Genomic DNA, 16,954 nt, shown 5'->3' with positions numbered 1-16,954 from the left:
AAGTGCACCGGTCAAATAAGAGAAGAGGATTTCGGCACGAGAATCTAGCGGAAATAATGGTAAAATATTTTTACCGCAAAACTATTGACACTTACCAACTTTCGTCGGATACATAAAATAAAAAGACTTGTGGTATAATTAACTTAGCATTACTTCATTAAATTCTAATGTTAGGAGGAAATAAAATGGGTCTAATCAAAGCAGCAACAAGTACAATCGGGGGCGGATTAGCCGATCAGTGGTTAGAAATTATCGAACCTGATGAAATGAGTGATACAACTGTTTTAACGAAAGGCGTCAAAGTCCGCAAAGATAGTAAACGCGGATCCAATCGCAAAGGAACAGACGATGTCATCACAGATGGATCGGTCGTTCATGTTTATCCAAATATGATGATGCTACTCGTCGATGGTGGAAAAATCATTGATTATACCGCTGAAGAAGGGTACTATACCGTCAAAAACGATTTAGCCCCTTCCTTATTTAATGGTTCTTTAAAGGCCGCAATTTCTGAAACATTTGATCGCTTTAAATTTGGCGGCGTTACGCCACAAAAGCAACAAGTTTTTTATATTAATTTACAAGAACTAAAAGGTATTCGTTTCGGTACGGCATCACCACTTAATTATTTTGATAATTTTTATAATGCCGAACTATTTTTACGGGCACATGGAAACTACTCCATCCAAATTACAGATCCTATTTTGTTTTACACCAATGCCATCCCTAAAAATAAAACACAAGTAGATATTAATGATATTAACGAACAGTATTTAGCTGAATTTTTGACCGCCTTACAAACAACCATTAATCAAATGTCAGCCAATGGTGAAAGAATTTCTTACGTTCCTTCAAAAAGCATGGAACTAAGCAAGTACATGGCCAATGTTTTAGATGACACTTGGCGCGAGTTACGTGGCATGGAGATTGTTTCTGTTGCCGTTTCAAGCATTTCTTATACCGACGATTCAACGAAACTAATCAATATGCGTAATCAAGGAGCGATGCTCGGCGATCCTAATATTCGAGAAGGCTTTGTTCAAGGATCAATTGCCCGTGGCATGGAAGCGGCTGGCAGTAATCCAGCTGGTGCAGCAGCCAGCTTTATGGGTGTTGGCATGGGAATGAATGCCAGTGGTGGATTTTTCCAACAAGCTTCACAAACCAACCAAGAACAAGCAAAACAACAACAAGCAGCACAAAATCAAACGGATACTTGGACTTGTTCACAATGTGGGACAAAAAACACTGGGAAATTCTGCAGCAACTGTGGCACACCGAAACCACAAGAATCAGCAAACGCTGGTGTAAGTATCAAAATGAAATGCAGTGCTTGTGGCAAACCAGTTGAGCTTGCCAATGGTGTACCAAAATTTTGTCCAGAATGTGGGCAACCTTTTCAAGGAGTACCACTATAAACTTAGAGGAGGCTCGTCATGGAAATTATTACTCATAAATGCCCCAATTGTGGCGGGGCTTTAACCTTTGATCCTAGTGATCAAAAATTCCATTGTCCTTATTGTCTAAGTGTGTTTACCGAGCAGGAAGTTTCTGACTTTGAAGCAAAACAAAAAGACGCAACTTTTCAAGATGAAACCTCCCCTTTGACAGGCGAAACAACACAAGCAAAAGCAACTAGTCCGCCAGAAGGCACGCTTGATTTGTTTTTATGCCCAAGTTGTGGCGCTGAAATAGCAACAGACTCAACGACAGCCGCAACTTATTGCTATTTTTGTCATAACCCGGTCGTTTTATCTGGTCGATTGAGTGGACAATTTTTACCAAACAAGGTCTTACCTTTCCAAATTGAAAAAGAAGAAGCGACAAAACGTTTTCTTGAATGGACTAAGAAAAAATGGTTTGTACCAAATGCCTTTTTCGATCAAAGTCAAATTGAAAAATTAACAGGCGTTTATTTCCCCTATTGGGTCGTCAATGCAAAAGGTAATGGGGAAATTGCTGGAAAAGGAACAAAAATTCGTGTTTGGCGTATCGGAGACATCGAATATACCGAAACAAAACAGTTTGATGTCAAACGCAGTGGCAAAATTGGTTTTAAAGAATTAGTCAAAAATGCATTATCAAAAAATACGCAACAAAAAATGGTTGAAAGCGTCCAACCGTTCCAACTTGAGAAGGCGATCACTTTTAAAAACCAATATTTATCTGGTTTTCAAGCTGAAAAAAGAGACATTGAATATCAGGCAATTGAAGGCGAGGTCAAAAAAGAACTGGATCATTACAGCCAAACGTTACTTAGTAATTCCGTTAGTGGTTACACAACCTTTAATAAGAGTCAGGCCGCAATTGATTTCACTCATATTGAAGGCGAGTACATGCTTTTACCTGTTTGGTTAGTGACTTATAAAAACAAAGCGCAAAGTGACCATGTTTTTTATTACGCGATGAATGGCCAAACTGGTAAAGTTAGCGGGATTTTGCCGATTAGTTATCAACGTCTCGGTCTTGTTTCAGGCGGAATCTTTCTTACCCTTTCGTTACTCTTTATGTTAGGGGGGTATTTCCTATGAAGCTTTACAAAATCTTTTTCACCTTTTTGTTATCTTTGGTTTTCCTATGCTTGCCTTCAAGCGTTTTAGCAGCAAGTCCGACCGTTGATGACCAAGTTGGTTTATTTACACCTGAAGAAATAACGACCTTTAATCAACAAGCGCAAGAACTCAATCAAAAGATTAAAGGAGAAGTTTTTATTGTAACCACGAATACGAATACAAGCTCACCAGAAACTTTTGCGGATAATTATTTGCGTGACCGCGTAGGCAATGATCACAATGGTGCCGTATTATTATTAGACATGGGACAACATGAAATTTACCTCTCCACCTCTGGCAATATGATTGACTACCTCACTGACCAGCGTTTAAATACGATACTTGATGAAATTTATGAGGCGATGGTCGCAGAGGACTACGGTTTAGCCGGCCGTGTTTTTTTAACTCGAGCAATTGCGTACGTCGAAGCCGGGGTGCCACGCGGCCATTACCGAATTGATCGCGACACAGGAAAAATTACTTATTACAAAGTTTTGACCCCTTTTGAAGCGCTTTTGTCTCTACTTTTTGCTTTACTCATTAGTGGGATTTTCTTTGTGGTCATCAAATCCCGTTATCAATTAAAAATGGGAACTTACAAATACCCATTTTTAGAAAAATCTAGTTTTAAAGTCAGTGGAAAAGAAGATACCCTCATCCACTCGTTTGTCACAACCAGAAGAATTCCAAAACCCTCATCAAATAGCGGCGGTGGCAGTTCTGGTGGTGGCGGCAGCACGACCCATTCTAGCGGGGGTGGGACTTTTGGCGGTGGTGGCCGTAGTTTTTAATTTCTTTTGTTTATTTGAAACCTTACTTTGGTGAGGTTTCTTTTTTGTTTAATTTTCTGAAAATAGTGACAATTTTTACATTTAATGCTATACTAATGAAAATTAAAAAAGGGTGTGAATTCATGGAAAAAACAATGAATTGGAACGAACTTGGTTTTAATTATATTAAGACTCCTTGGCGTTTTCTCGTAAAATGGCAAGACGGCGCTTGGCAACCAGGAGCGTTAACACAAGATAACCAGCTCACGATTAGCGAAGCATCCACCGCTTTGCATTACGGACAACAATGTTTTGAAGGCCTAAAAGCTTACCGCCGAAAAGATGGTGGCGTTAATCTTTTCCGACCGCAAGAAAATAGTCGCCGCTTAAACAATAGCGCCAAACGACTTTATATGCCTGAAGTTCCCGAAGAACTCTTTCTTTCAGCAGTGACACAAGTCGTAAAAGCAAACGAAGCCTATGTGCCCCCTTACGGCAGTGGTGGCACGCTTTATATTCGCCCACTATTAATCGGTGTTGGCGATATGATTGGTGTGCAAGCAGCACCAGAATATTTATTTACCGTTTTTTGCATGCCAGTTGGTCCTTACTTTAAAGGTGGTTTAACACCAACAAACTTTATTGTTTCAGAATATGATCGAGCAGCACCTATGGGAACTGGTGCAATTAAAGTTGGTGGAAACTATGCGGCCAGCTTACTTCCAGGGAAAGAAGCCAAAGAAAAGAACTTCTCTGATTGTATTTATCTTGATCCACAAACACATACAAAAATTGAAGAAGTCGGTTCGGCGAATTTTTTTGGAATTACGAAAGAGAATCAATTTGTCACACCAAGCTCCCCTTCGATTTTACCAAGTATTACCAAATACTCACTTTTATATTTAGCAAAAAATCGCTTAGGTCTTGAGACCATTGAAGGTGATGTTTATATTGATGACTTAGACCGTTTTACAGAAGCTGGCGCTTGCGGGACCGCCGCAGTGATTTCGCCAATCGGTGGGATTCAATACAAAGATACGTTCCATGTTTTTTATAGCGAAACTGAAGTTGGGCCGGTAACGCAAAAACTTTATGACGAGTTAGTCGGGATCCAATTCGGCGATATAGAAGCACCCGAAGATTGGATTCTTCAAGTAAATTAATGATCAATAAAAACCAACGAAAGCTTTTTATTGTCGTTGGTTTTTTTATTTAAAATAGTCTGTTCATTTGATTGATTCGCACTAAAAAAAAACAAAGCGTTAAAAATAGTCTCGTTTCTCTTTTTTTGATATACTAAACAAATAATCAATTATAAAAGGAGTTCTCTCATGCTTTCAACCATCATTTTCGACTTAGACGATACCCTCTTGTGGGATAAAAAAAGTATTCAAACCGCTTTTGAAAAAACTTGTGCACAAGTAGAGACTTTAGATGCCAAGCAATTAGAAGAAGCAGTCCGCCAAGAAGCGACTCGCTTGTACCAAAGTTATCCCACTTATTCTTTTACCCAAATGATAGGAATTAATCCTTTTGAAGGCCTTTGGGGCACCTTTGAAGATCAAGAACCTGGGTTTGATGCCATGAACCAACTAATTGCTAGCTATCAACGCGAGGCTTGGATAAACGGATTAAAAGCTTGTGGCTTAGATAATCCAACGTTAGGCCAAGAATTAGCCCATCGCTTCATCCTTGAACGCCAGCAACACCCTTTTGTGTATCAAGAGACTTATCCGGTTCTCGATCAATTAAAAGACCAATTTCAACTTGTATTATTAACCAATGGTGCACCGTCTTTACAAAACACGAAACTCGCCATTACACCAGAAATTGCAAAGTATTTTGATCATATTATTATTTCTGGCGAAGTGGGTGTCGGAAAACCCGATCCAAAAATTTTTGAATTCGCGCTAAAAAAAGCGAACATTACACCGGAGCAAGCAATTATGATTGGCGATAATTTGATGACCGATATTTTAGGTTCGAGTCGTGTCGGCATGAAGAATATCTGGATCAATCATCATGGCCAAAGCGTGACAGAAGTTACTCCCACTTACGAAGTGACTAATTTAAATGATATTCTACCGATTATCAAAAATTTGACTAAATAATTTTTTAAATAGTAAAAAAGCCCTCTTTAACCAGGGCTTTTTTGCTTTGTTGAAATCCTTTAACCTAAAAAAAGAGTCTTCGTTCCTTATAAGATAAGGAATGAAGACTCTTGAATAATTCAAAAGAATTATTTTACAGTGTTGGCCTGAGAAAACCCTAGTGGCGCTTGTTGTTGATTCTATGGGGTTTTCTGGAGACTGGTATTTGTGAAAAACTCTGATGCAACCTGTTAAAATTTATAAAGTATGGTCAAAAAGATAGTCAAAAAATCGCCAGTATGTCAGAAATTAGATTGATTAGGAATAAAGAGCCAGAATAAATTGAAGTGAAAAAGCCTATTTCACAGCGTTTCTTGAAATGTAAAACAGATCAAAGAAATTAAAATCAAATAGTTCCCAGCCAAGAAATTTTCTTAGCAAGATTTCTATTTTAAGATAAAAGACAAGTTCAATCTCAAATTGTTTTTTCGTCCAATTTAATTAGAATGTTAAAAAGTCTAATTCCATTAATTTTACTCCTCTTCAGAAAGAGGAAGTTGTCCTTCTGCTTTACCATTCAAATATTCTTTTGGAACAGGTTCTCTTTATTTAACTCTATCTGCTAAATCTTTCATATCTTTGTAGGATTACTTGGAAATTTAATCTAAATCCATTATAAAGTCTGCCAATATAAAACTACTATATCCCCAGCTATACTACTATAAATACCATCCAATCCATTGTTCTTTACCATGAGTAGTCGATGTTACTCTGTAAAATCTAATAATTCCTGCTTTTGTTCGAACTGAGCTTCTCGTCTGTAAATATCTCCTAGCCTCTCCAATATAGCCGATGTTTTAGGGTAAGTAACTCTAACTTTTTTTGAATCTTCATAATATCCATTTGCAATCTTTTTCTCAGCTATCCCTCCTGTAACAGTATATACTCCTCTTTGGTTTTGTTTTTCGATAATAAAACTATTTACAAGTGAAGAGCTATCATTTTTTTCTAAAAAATCTCGTACTATTTCATGTGGAAAGATTCCGTCAGAACCAACAGGTGAATGGCATAAAAGTTTTCCAAGACAAGCTTCGAAAGAATTTTTGACACCTAACATAGAAGCATATTGGTAAGCTTCACTTATCCAAGAAGAAAATACATCAGCTGATATAATGTTTTTATTACAGCCAGGAACTGTTTTAAATAAATTCAAAACATCATATGCAATATTTGCTTGTGCACGATATTCTTCATCAATGATAAGTTCATCTGATATTTCATCGGGTTTATAGCATTTAGATATAAATAGAACAAATTCTTTTGGATTGGTCTGTAAATATTTTATTAGGCATTTTGGATTTCCTTCATAGCGAAAATAAGGTAAATATGCAATTTCTAATCTTGCCACAATTGAATCGTCAATGTTCTGATTCTCATAAAGTTTATCAAATAAATCTAATATATTAGACTGATCAATACTTGAAAAAGACAATCCACTTGCCTCTTTATGTTCTTGCAAATGAAGGAGTTGTTGAAGAATGGAAATAATCATTTCCACATTTCCATAATCCGAATAAGAAATAGTTTTCACTGCTGAAAAAGGGCGATTGAACTCTAGTAACTTGCCTATATAATAATCAACGTTATCATTACTACCCACGTTTAGTCTATGCTCTTTCACATGTTGCCAGTAATAATTAGTTGCAACCTCACTAAAAGATGTATCTAGTATTTTCCAGAGTTCGGAGGAAACGGGAGTATGACATAGTATATCACCTTTCTCTTCTTCGGATAGGCAGCTTTCGGTATTGGTGAGAATACTAATCAACACGTCTAACCCGTTAAGGTCCGTTAAGCGCCAAATAACAGATGCATATATGGCATAATTATGTTCTTTTATCTTAGCGAGCATATCAAGATCAAATACGTTTTTAAAAATTTTTTCAGTTGTGATTTTTGCTAAGTCGCTGGTATCTTCTAATTCGCTACAGAACGATATGAATGCATCAGTACCATATAGATTAATTATTTCATCAACTGCATCCGATCTAAGATAAAATAATGCTTTTCTTTCAGCTTCATAGTCGTTTTTTTCATTTCTATTATATGGAACAGGATTTAACAAATTCGGATGCCACGTAAATAAATAATGATATTTCATAATTGTATTTGGTTCAATTTCATTAAATAGTTGTTCCAATTTAGATACGTATTCTTCTGAAATGCTCCAGTCGGCATCTTTAAACTTGCGAAAGCGGTGAATTTGTTCTCTTAAATAACTTGCAATAATATTAGTATTCTCTTCGGAAAGCATTTTACAGCAATTTAAACATTTTGACTTTAAATCCTCAAAATAATATTCATAAAGACTTATATTTTTGAAAACGGTTTTCCACTGCTCGGTATCATCGGATAGTGTGTTTAGTGATAATTTAATTATCTCATCGGTGATTTCTCTATACTCATCAACTGCTATCGATGAAGATATATCAATATCAAGCACAGACCATTTTGGACGCTGAATTTGTCCGCAGGTAGAATGTCCTGTTGGCAGTAATTTTTTTAGAAGCATCTGCCCTGTTATAGGATAGGAATTGCATATTTTTCTAAGTAACTCAATGCGCTCATCTTTAGAAAGAGCACTTTGTGGATGCCACGTACAAAAATTTCATAAAGAGTATTTTGTGGAGAATTTACGATTTTATAATCTAACTTTTTTTCACAAATTCTCACTAAAACCAAAATAGCTCTAACCACCAAACTACTATGCCAGACTAGAATTTCTAATGTCCAAAGAATGTGAGTATAGTAATTCCTTCCTGTAATAAAATCTTCAGAAGGAACAAAAAGCTTCCATATATTGCTGTCTTCATTCTCGATTTCTAATTCCAGTTTTTCAAGTACGGCCTTTGGTGCGGCTTCTGCCAAAAGTGAAAGTGAAGGTGCAAGTGTACTTAATTGTTCTGGCGATTTCATTTCGCTAAGAATATCCCTAATCAGCCCATATACAAAATCGACAGTTGAGTTTATTCCAAATGAATTTACCTCAGACTCCCTCTCGACCAACATAATCAAGGTTATTACTAATCCATGCCTTAATGAAGTTGAATATTTGCTTTCTTTTCCAAAGGCTGATGCCATAAATCGCTGATTTTCAGGTAGTTCAAAAGCCGGGTCTGTTGTACCAAATATTTCTTTCATGCAACTCCTTAAATTATTAATATCAATTGGCGTTAATTTATCAAATAGAAACCCCCAACAGTCTTGTATTGAGACCATCTGATATGATCCAAGTATAGAAAAAAGTGGTGCATCTTCAATCAATATCCATTTGGATAGTTTTTTAATGTATTCCTCATAACTGATGCCACTTATCTTCTCAATGATTTCTTTATCTCCTAAATATTTGTCATTCCATCCTCCGAGGAGTAATGCCGGAATCAGTTCTTGAAGATTGTCTTGGGTAGTCCATTTAGGTAGTCTCTTGTTCGGAAGATTGGTAACCATTCTGTAAAACGATAGAAAATTTCTTTTAGTTTTTGTTCCGATATCGTAGGCTTCACTAGTTGTATATCCTAATAATTCAAAAGCCTGAGACACTTCATCTCTTGTACGCACTGGAATTTCAATTTTTGGGATGTTCTTCGAGATTTTCGCACTTGAAGAATATTTGCTAATAGGTAAAATTGCAGAGATATTTTTAGGACACCTTATATCCTCAGTGAAATTAAATGTGAGAATGAAAATAACACCATCCGTAAAATTGCTATTCGAAATAATCTCATACCATGCTTCAATTAACGTTACAATAACTACTCTACTCTTTACTCCTCTTAAAATATTACTATCTGACGCTGATAATTTCATTATAGAAGCTACGATAAAAAGTGTAGCCTCAAGCGATGATTCTGCCATTAATAGCCTGTAGTCGTGCTCGCACTCATTGCTAATCCAGTCTGAAAGGCTATCAAGCTGCTCCCCTCTGTTATGCAGAAAAAATTCTTCAACCAGTATTGGCTTCGTTGTAGAACAGTGATCTTCCCAATACTGTTCCACGGATAAAAGTCCTTTGATTGTTTTACCAATTATTTCGCACATCCATATTGAGACACCAGGACAAGATTCTATCCATAGTGCTATTTTGGAGGCATCGATAATACGAATGTCTTTCCAAGTATATTTTTGTTTGCTTTCATTTATCAGCTCTTCTATAGAGGTCCGATGATTCCAAATTTTTAATGTTGCAAAAATGAATGTAGTATCTTTGATATTTACACCTAGAGAATCAATAGATCGTTTTTCAATATCGCCACGGAATTTGCTAATAGCATCATTATTAGTCCCAAATTCCCAAACGGATTTTCCCGTTGGAAAAAAGTTCGTACTTTCATTTGATTCCAAAACACCATCATATCCCGTAAACTGAATACCCTTCTCAATGGGGAAATTAAAGTCACCTATTTTTTTTGATGTTGCTAAAATGAGACGAATCATCAATAAAGGCAAAACTTCTTGAGCTTTTCTAGGGTCGGCTCTTGCCCATTCATCAATCTCATTTGCACTTATTTGACCAATCATTCTTAACCTCACTCCTACCTGAAAATTTTTGAAACATAACGTTACAACTATAGTGCTAAAGAATATATTTCTAATTAACTCCTCAAGAATATTATAACAAGAATGCACAAAGCTATAAAGACGATCATTATTTTTTATCGTGATCATTCTTTGGAGATGTATTCCCATGATATTTATTCATAATAATATAACAAACGACTAAAATAAAAGTGTTAAATCAAAAATTTCTTCTAGAAATGTTTTTGCTTATCTCTCAAACCAATCATAAATCTCATCCCTAGTCTTCTCCGAATACAACTTCATCAAAGCCGGACGCATTGCCTGAAAAATTTCAATCAACTCTTTTCCTCCGAAAAGCGGCGAAAAAGCTTTTCCCGTCAGATTCAACGACAAAGTCGAAATGATCCTTGCCGTCTCAACCTCATCATCAAGAATATTCACTAACTTCCCAATCAAATATTCTTCCGAAAATTCGATTTTTCCTCTTCTCGCCAGATTGCTGATCGAATCCTCAACTAATCCAATAACCTTTTCTTCCTCACCATACTTAATTTCGCCGCTCATTTCAACATAATCCATCACTTCTTGATAGACAAATGCCAGCGCCTCTCCCTTTTCTTTCTCTGATAAGTTTTTCAACTTCTCAGATTTATCAATTTGCTGCGTAACGATCTTGCCAATATAGCGATCTAAAATACTTGGAGAAAAATCTGCAAAGCAATCATCAATAAATTCTTCCATTGGATAACCGACTTCATTCTCCCAGCCCGGATTTTTAAAATCGCCAGTGAAGAATTCTTCTTTGATCTGTTTCATCATATCCGGGTATTCCTTAACCAACTCCCCTTGTCCTGTGAGAGTCAGATAATCTGCGATATATTCCTCTATCTCCCCAAAGTAAAACCAGCCAACAGACCTTCCGCTGATCTTAGCCACTTTTTCGATCACATCAATCGGCGCTAAATTATATCCCTGAACATACGAACTGATCGTCGGCTTCTTCAATCCAAGCCGGCTGCCAAACTCTGTAAAAGAGATATTCATTTCATCTTTGATTTGCTTTAATCGTCTTCCGACTTTTTCTTTATTTGGTTGTAATAATCCAAACATTTCCGATCCCTCCTATATGATTTCATTTACAGCATATCACACGTATACTATTTCGTATATGTTTTTTCACAAAAACTATTGACACCGTATTTAAAACCGTATATGATGTAAATGTAGAGGTACCACTACATTTTTTTAAACAGATCGTATATCAAAACGTATATAAGAAAAGGAGAAAAATTATGCCAATCAAAATCAGTGATTTAACCTTACCAAAAGAAAAGTTAGAAAAAGAATATCAAGTCGTTAGCGTCTCACGGTGGCAGAAAGATGGAGAAATTTTAGGTTGGAGCTATGAGTGTGTTTTACCCAAGCTTCGTTTTGAAAAGATGACGGTGAAAATCGAAAGCGCTGAACCAGTTGTAACTTTGGATGAACTTGAGAAAAATGGAATCGCGACGGTTACTTTTAACAATATATCAATCAAACCTTGGGGACGTGCTAATGGACAATTTGTAAGCTATGGATTATCTGCTACAGCAGACTCGGCAGTTTTAGCGACAAAACAACAAACAGATACTCCGAGCAATCATACAAAAGATTTGCGCAACTAAATTTCCCTGATCGTTTGTTGGGTGGTTTCGGAATGGGCGGCTGGCCCCAGCCAAAGCCGTTCATTCCGAAAAAAACCGCACAACAAATGAACAGGCTAGCAGAGCTGCGCAGCAGTTCTGCTCCTTTACTTGATATATAGGACAATATCTGTCGAAAAAAAGTTGTTCTCGTTCATTGAAAACTGAATAATTTTGAACCATGTAAGGAGCGATGATGATTGTTAAAAGCTTACAATCAAAAAATCATTGAAACTCCTACGTATACAGAAATTTGGGAATATGAAAAGCCGATTGTTTACAAAATAGACGAAAAGAAAAACGATGAATATGAACATCAAATACCTGAATGGATTAAAAACTTAAATGAGCCGAATAAAACATATGATGAACTAACAGCGGAAAAACAATATGACAGCTTAAAAAGAAAACAAAAACACTACAAAAATATGCGCTTTGAAATTGCTCGCTTGATCGATATGAACTTCGATGACAACACAAAATTCCTCACACTCACCTTTAAAGAAAACATACAAGATATTGAAACCACGAATGATGAATTCAAAAAATTTATTAAACGACTAAACTACCAAACTTATAAAACGAAAAAATCCCAGATAAAGTATTTAGCAACGTGGGAAAAGCAGAAACGCGGTGCTATCCACTACCACATTATCTTATTCTCCTTCCCTTTCGTTCCTCATGATCGACTGATGGAGATTTGGGGACATGGACTGGTTTGGATTAATAAGATCGATGTGGATGCGGTAGAAAATCGTGGAAGATACATCAGTAAGTATTTTGACAAGGATTTGGACATCAAAGAGCACAAGAAAAAAGCCTTCTTCAAATCACAAAATCTCAAAATACCGCGTGAAACAAAAAGAATGACCGAACAAGCATACAACACAAACGGTCAAGATGTTCTGCATACAAAAAATTATATTCGACGATCACCAAAATTCTCAAAGGTACTTAATGAAAATGGTGACTTTGAACAGGTCGTCGAATTTGAAGAAAGCAACGTGAAATATACAAAAATAAAGAAAGGCAACACTTATGAGGTGAGTAAATGAGTATAGAGATTCCCTTTGAGCATGACGAAGTTTTAGTCAATGTCATCACTCAAAATGTCATCAAGGTTCTACAAGGATCTCCACAACAGAATACAAACAATCCATTGAAAGATCTACCCCCTTATCCTAATAGAAAACAAGTAAAGCAGGTTCTCCGGATTGGTGATGAACGATTAAATCATTGGATAAGCAGCGGGCTAAAGGTTATTCCATTTGGAAAAGAGATGCGTTTTGATCGTAGAGATATTCAAGCTTTTTTAGATCAATTAAAAATTTGAGCATTGCATATGTTTTGAAAGCTGTCTATGATAGCAAAGAAGAAAGGAGAAAAAATATTCCTTTGACATACTGGCGAAAGTCTAAAGGAGAAAATTATGATAAAAAAATATGTAAAGAAAAATGGCGATACAGCCTATATGTTTAAAGCGTACTTGGGTATTGATCCTCTCACTGGTAAAAGACTTTTCACAACTAGACGAGGGTTCAAAACATCAAATGAAGCAAAAACTGCTTTAGCTCGGCTGAAAGTTGATGTTAAGGACAATAAATATTCTCCAGAACAAAACTACACTTTCACTCAAATCAAAGATTTATGGCTTAGACAATATAAGGACACCGTAAAAGAAAGTACCTACCAAAGAGTAAAATTTATTTTTGATAAGAACATTTCCAAAAAATTTGGTGATAAACGAATTTCAAAATATACTGTACCCTATTGTCAAAACGTCATCAACGAATGGAAAGATCAGTTTGCGACTCACCGAGCATTGAAATCCTATACTTCAACAATATTCGATTTCGCATTGAAAATGAATGTCTTGAAAGACAATCCAATGACCCATGTATCTTTTTCGAAAGGAAAAAACAAACAGATCATAGAAAAGGAAGTTTATTTGGAGTCCGATGATTTAAAACGATTCCTTCAATGCTGTGAGAATGATCCCTTTCTGTTGACTCTTCCCTTTTTTAGATTATTAGCTTTTACAGGCTTGAGAAAAGGTGAAGCATTGGCACTTACTTGGAATGATGTGGATTTTAAGCATGGTCAGCTTACGGTGAATAAGACGGCGTCTTTCAACGAAAAAAATGAAGTAGTTGCTACCTCTCCAAAGACACCGAGTTCAAACCGAACAATTTCATTGGATCAGCGAACGATCGATGTTTTAAAAAAATGGCGTAAAGATCAAAGTGAATACTTATTGAGATACGGACATAATTCTTTGAAGCCAAGTCAATTAGTCTTCGCATCAAAAAACAATAGTTTCATTGCGTTGTCTCGATTCAACAATGTACTTCACAGAATCTGTAATGATAATGATTTTCCTCGACTTAAAGTTCATGGGTTCAGGCACACTCATTGTAGTTTACTCTTTGAGGCTGGTCTATCTGTCAAAGAAGTTCAGGATCGGTTAGGTCATTCGAATGTACAAACTACCTTAAATATCTACACCCATATAACCAAAAAGCAAAAAGACCTAGTCGCAGAAAAATTCTCGAACTACGTCAATTTCTAAGAGGTATTAGAAGTATGGTCAAAAGTATGGTCAAAAAACAAAAAAAGAGCTGAAACCCTTATAGGACAAGGATTCCAACTCAAAAGTGATTATTTTACAGTTACAGATGCGCCAACTTCTTCTAAAGCAGCTTTTAATGCTTCAGCTTCGTCTTTAGCGATGTTTTCTTTAACTGCTGCAGGAGCGCCATCAACTAATGCTTTTGCTTCTTTCAAGCCTAAGCCAGTTGCTTCACGAACTGCTTTGATAACTTTAACTTTTTGGTCACCAGCTGAAGTTAATTCAACAGTGAATTCTGTTTGCTCTTCAGCAGCTGCAGCACCAGCAGCAGCTACTGCTACAGGAGCAGCTGCAGATACGCCAAATTCTTCTTCGATAGCTTTAACTAAGTCGTTTAATTCTAAGATTGTCGCGCCTTTTAGCTCTTCGACAATGTTCTCAATGTTTAATGCCATTTTTATTTCCTCCATTTAATAAATGATTTTTATTTTCTTATTTAGGCAGCAATTAAGCAGCCCCTTCTTCTTTTTCGATTACTGCATTGACAGCGTAAGCCACGTTGCGGACTGGCGCTTGAAGTACAGATAAAAGCATAGATAAAAGACCTTCGCGGTTTGGTAATTTTGCCAAAGCGATAATTTCTTCCAAAGTAGATACTTTTCCTTCGATAATACCACCTTTGATTTCTAATGCTTTTGCATCTTTTGCAAATTCATCGATGATTTTCGCAGGTGCGACAACATCATCGTTACTGAATGCAACAGCAGTTGGGCCAGTGAATACTTCATCTAAACCTTCTAAACCTGCTGCTTGAGCTGCACGTGAAAGGATAGAGTTTTTGATAACTTTCATTTCAACGTTTGCATCGCGTAATTGTTTACGTAAACGAGTTACTTCATCTACAGTTAATCCACGGTAGTCAACGATAACTACTGATGCGGCTGCTTTGAATTTCTCAGTTACTTCTTCAACCAACGCTGCTTTTTTAGCAATGATTGCTTCACTCATTATAAATTTCACCTCCTGATTTTGATGGAAGGGTTACTTGTAAAACACAAAAAACCCTATGCCACCGCAGACATAGAGGGACTATTGATTATCTCAATAAACGTCCTCGGTAGGAATTATGACCATGGTCACCTACTGTCTTCGGTACAGTTAATATTTAACCTTAGTTACCTTACCATAGATAAGGTAACTAAGTCAACTATTTTTTAATTTAAATTAAAATGAAGTTTCGTCTACATGGATACCAGGGCCAAATGTTGTTGTAACCGTGATATTTTTCATGTATTGACCTTTTGCTGCAGCTGGTTTTGCTTTTAGCAATACGTCATGAATTGTTTTGAAGTTTTCAACTAATTTTGCATCATCAAATGATACTTTACCGATTGGAACATGGATATTTCCAACTTTATCTACACGGTATGTTACTTTACCAGCTTTTACTTCTTCAACTGCTTTTGTAACATCCATTGTTACCGTACCAGTTTTAGGGTTAGGCATTAAACCTTTTGGACCTAAAACGCGACCTAATTTACCAACTTCAGCCATCATGTCTGGCGTTGCTACAACAACGTCAAAGTCAAACCATCCGCCTAAGATTTTTTGAGCCAAGTCTGCTTCACCAACGTAGTCTGCGCCCGCTGCTTCTGCTTCTTTAGCTTTTTCACCTTTAGCAAATACTAAAACTGATTGTGTTTTCCCTGTTCCGTTTGGTAATACTACCGCACCACGGATTTGTTGATCCGCTTTTTTAGGGTCTACGTTTAAACGATAAGCAACTTCAACCGTTGCGTCAAATTTTGCAATATTTGTTTCTTTTGCTAATGCTACTGCCTCTTCTAATGAATAAGCTTTTGTTGCATCAACTTTTTTTAATGCTTCTTGCATTTTTTTGCTTTTTTTAGCCATTTTTGTGTTTCCTCCTTATGTGGTTATAACGGTAGAACCTCCCACGTATCCTATATTTTTCAATACAGTACCAATCTGAGAAGCTACTTCCTTAGGGTCGTAAAAATTATTCTACAGTGATCCCCATGCTTCGTGCAGTTCCTTCAACCATGCGCACTGCGGCTTCAACAGTCGCTGCGTTTAGGTCTTCCATTTTAAGTTCAGCAATTTCTTTTACTTGATCTGCTGTTACTTTAGCAACTTTTGTTTTGTTTGGTGTACTTGAACCTTTGTCAACATTTGCTGCTTTTTTAAGTAAAACAGCTGCTGGTGGTGTTTTTGTAACGAATGTGAATGAACGGTCTTCGTATACAGAAATAACAACCGGAATAATCAAACCTGCTTGATCTGCTGTACGTGCGTTGAATTCTTTTGTGAATCCCATAATGTTAACGCCCGCTTGACCTAATGCAGGACCTACTGGTGGAGCTGGTGTTGCTTTACCTGCAGGAATTTGCAATTTAACGATTTTTTCAACTTTTTTTGCCACGAGACATACCTCCTTGAGTCCGTGATGTGGTTAATTGGAGATCCAAATTTCTCCTCCCACTTTGTTACCATGTGCTTTCACTAAAACGCACACTCAAAACATTATAGCAAAATAAAAATAAATTTCAACTATTTTTTGCTAAAAAAACAAATATTTCCACCACATTTTTATGTTTGCTAAATTGCAATATCAAATGCATAAAAATTTCAGAAAAAGCCACTAGAATAAGAAATACTTAAAAAAGCACTGCTATCAAGGTTGCTAGCTTCT

At 36.5% G+C, this 16,954-nt stretch carries 16 protein-coding genes and 1 other annotated feature; of the genes, 9 read left to right on the top strand and 7 right to left on the bottom strand.

What is annotated here, in order from left to right; translation table 11 throughout:
- Positions 1–185: 185 nt before the first annotated feature.
- The 5 genes from JOD14_RS12015 to JOD14_RS11995 all read left to right on the top strand — a co-directional run bounded on the left by JOD14_RS12015 (position 186) and on the right by JOD14_RS11995 (position 5,433).
- Entirely contained in the window at positions 186–1,418 is a 1,233-nt protein-coding gene (locus JOD14_RS12015) for an SPFH domain-containing protein (RefSeq protein WP_204655021.1), read from the top strand.
- Positions 1,419–1,436: 18 nt separating this feature from the next.
- Positions 1,437–2,531, top strand: a complete 1,095-nt coding sequence (locus JOD14_RS12010; protein ID WP_204655020.1) for a TFIIB-type zinc ribbon-containing protein — start codon at positions 1,437–1,439, stop codon at positions 2,529–2,531.
- Positions 2,528–3,343 (top strand): TPM domain-containing protein, encoded by an 816-nt coding sequence (locus JOD14_RS12005; protein WP_204655019.1) that lies wholly within the window; start codon positions 2,528–2,530, stop codon positions 3,341–3,343. Before JOD14_RS12010 ends, JOD14_RS12005 begins: the two co-directional genes overlap by 4 nt.
- A gap of 122 nt (positions 3,344–3,465) precedes the next feature.
- Entirely contained in the window at positions 3,466–4,485 is a 1,020-nt protein-coding gene (locus JOD14_RS12000) for a branched-chain amino acid aminotransferase (RefSeq protein WP_204655018.1), read from the top strand.
- 168 nt (positions 4,486–4,653) lie between these two features.
- A complete protein-coding gene (locus JOD14_RS11995) occupies positions 4,654–5,433 on the top strand; it encodes an HAD family hydrolase (RefSeq protein ID WP_204655017.1) in 780 nt (259 codons plus the stop codon).
- Between the two features lie 745 nt (positions 5,434–6,178).
- Here the strand turns inward: JOD14_RS11995 and JOD14_RS11990 are convergent.
- From JOD14_RS11990 to JOD14_RS11980, 3 genes are all read right to left on the bottom strand, one after another.
- Positions 6,179–7,984 (bottom strand): hypothetical protein, encoded by a 1,806-nt coding sequence (locus tag JOD14_RS11990; protein ID WP_204655016.1) that lies wholly within the window; start codon positions 7,982–7,984, stop codon positions 6,179–6,181.
- Between the two features lie 8 nt (positions 7,985–7,992).
- Positions 7,993–9,990, bottom strand: a complete 1,998-nt coding sequence (locus tag JOD14_RS11985) for a hypothetical protein (RefSeq protein WP_204655015.1) — start codon at positions 9,988–9,990, stop codon at positions 7,993–7,995.
- Positions 9,991–10,236: 246 nt separating this feature from the next.
- Positions 10,237–11,100: a helix-turn-helix domain-containing protein gene (locus tag JOD14_RS11980; protein WP_204655014.1), complete on the bottom strand. Its 864-nt coding sequence runs from the start codon at positions 11,098–11,100 to the stop codon at positions 10,237–10,239.
- Positions 11,101–11,282: 182 nt separating this feature from the next.
- On the opposite strand from JOD14_RS11980, the gene JOD14_RS11975 reads away from it, so the two are divergent.
- From JOD14_RS11975 to JOD14_RS11960, 4 genes are all read left to right on the top strand, one after another.
- On the top strand, positions 11,283–11,654 hold the full coding sequence (locus JOD14_RS11975) for a hypothetical protein (RefSeq protein ID WP_204655013.1): 372 nt from the start codon (positions 11,283–11,285) through the stop codon (positions 11,652–11,654).
- Between the two features lie 218 nt (positions 11,655–11,872).
- Positions 11,873–12,727 carry a rolling circle replication-associated protein gene (locus JOD14_RS11970; RefSeq protein WP_204655012.1) on the top strand — a complete coding sequence of 285 codons (855 nt, stop codon included), beginning with the start codon at positions 11,873–11,875 and terminating at the stop codon, positions 12,725–12,727.
- Positions 12,724–13,005: a MerR family transcriptional regulator gene (locus JOD14_RS11965; protein ID WP_204655011.1), complete on the top strand. Its 282-nt coding sequence runs from the start codon at positions 12,724–12,726 to the stop codon at positions 13,003–13,005. The genes JOD14_RS11970 and JOD14_RS11965 overlap by 4 nt, the downstream gene beginning before the upstream one ends.
- Positions 13,006–13,101: 96 nt before the next feature.
- Positions 13,102–14,241 carry a tyrosine-type recombinase/integrase gene (locus JOD14_RS11960; RefSeq protein ID WP_204655010.1) on the top strand — a complete coding sequence of 380 codons (1,140 nt, stop codon included), beginning with the start codon at positions 13,102–13,104 and terminating at the stop codon, positions 14,239–14,241.
- 89 nt (positions 14,242–14,330) lie between these two features.
- Here JOD14_RS11960 and rplL read toward each other — a convergent pair whose 3' ends face one another.
- From rplL to rplK, 4 genes are all read right to left on the bottom strand, one after another.
- On the bottom strand, positions 14,331–14,696 hold the full coding sequence (gene rplL, locus JOD14_RS11955; protein WP_204655009.1) for a 50S ribosomal protein L7/L12: 366 nt from the start codon (positions 14,694–14,696) through the stop codon (positions 14,331–14,333).
- Positions 14,697–14,748: 52 nt separating this feature from the next.
- Positions 14,749–15,249 carry a 50S ribosomal protein L10 gene (gene rplJ / locus JOD14_RS11950; protein WP_204655008.1) on the bottom strand — a complete coding sequence of 167 codons (501 nt, stop codon included), beginning with the start codon at positions 15,247–15,249 and terminating at the stop codon, positions 14,749–14,751.
- 38 nt (positions 15,250–15,287) lie between these two features.
- Positions 15,288–15,412, bottom strand: a sequence feature (ribosomal protein L10 leader region).
- Positions 15,413–15,465: 53 nt separating this feature from the next.
- On the bottom strand, positions 15,466–16,155 hold the full coding sequence (gene rplA, locus JOD14_RS11945) for a 50S ribosomal protein L1 (protein ID WP_204655007.1): 690 nt from the start codon (positions 16,153–16,155) through the stop codon (positions 15,466–15,468).
- Positions 16,156–16,261: 106 nt separating this feature from the next.
- Positions 16,262–16,684, bottom strand: coding sequence for a 50S ribosomal protein L11 (gene rplK, locus JOD14_RS11940; RefSeq protein ID WP_204655006.1), 423 nt, complete (start codon positions 16,682–16,684; stop codon positions 16,262–16,264).
- Between the last annotated feature and the right edge of the window lie 270 nt (positions 16,685–16,954).

The organism is Enterococcus lemanii (genome assembly GCF_016909125.1).
In the GTDB taxonomy this organism is placed as follows: domain Bacteria; phylum Bacillota; class Bacilli; order Lactobacillales; family Enterococcaceae; genus Enterococcus_I; species Enterococcus_I lemanii.
The sequence above is the reverse complement of the archived record's forward strand: the minus strand, read 5'-3'. Positions and strand labels throughout refer to the sequence as shown.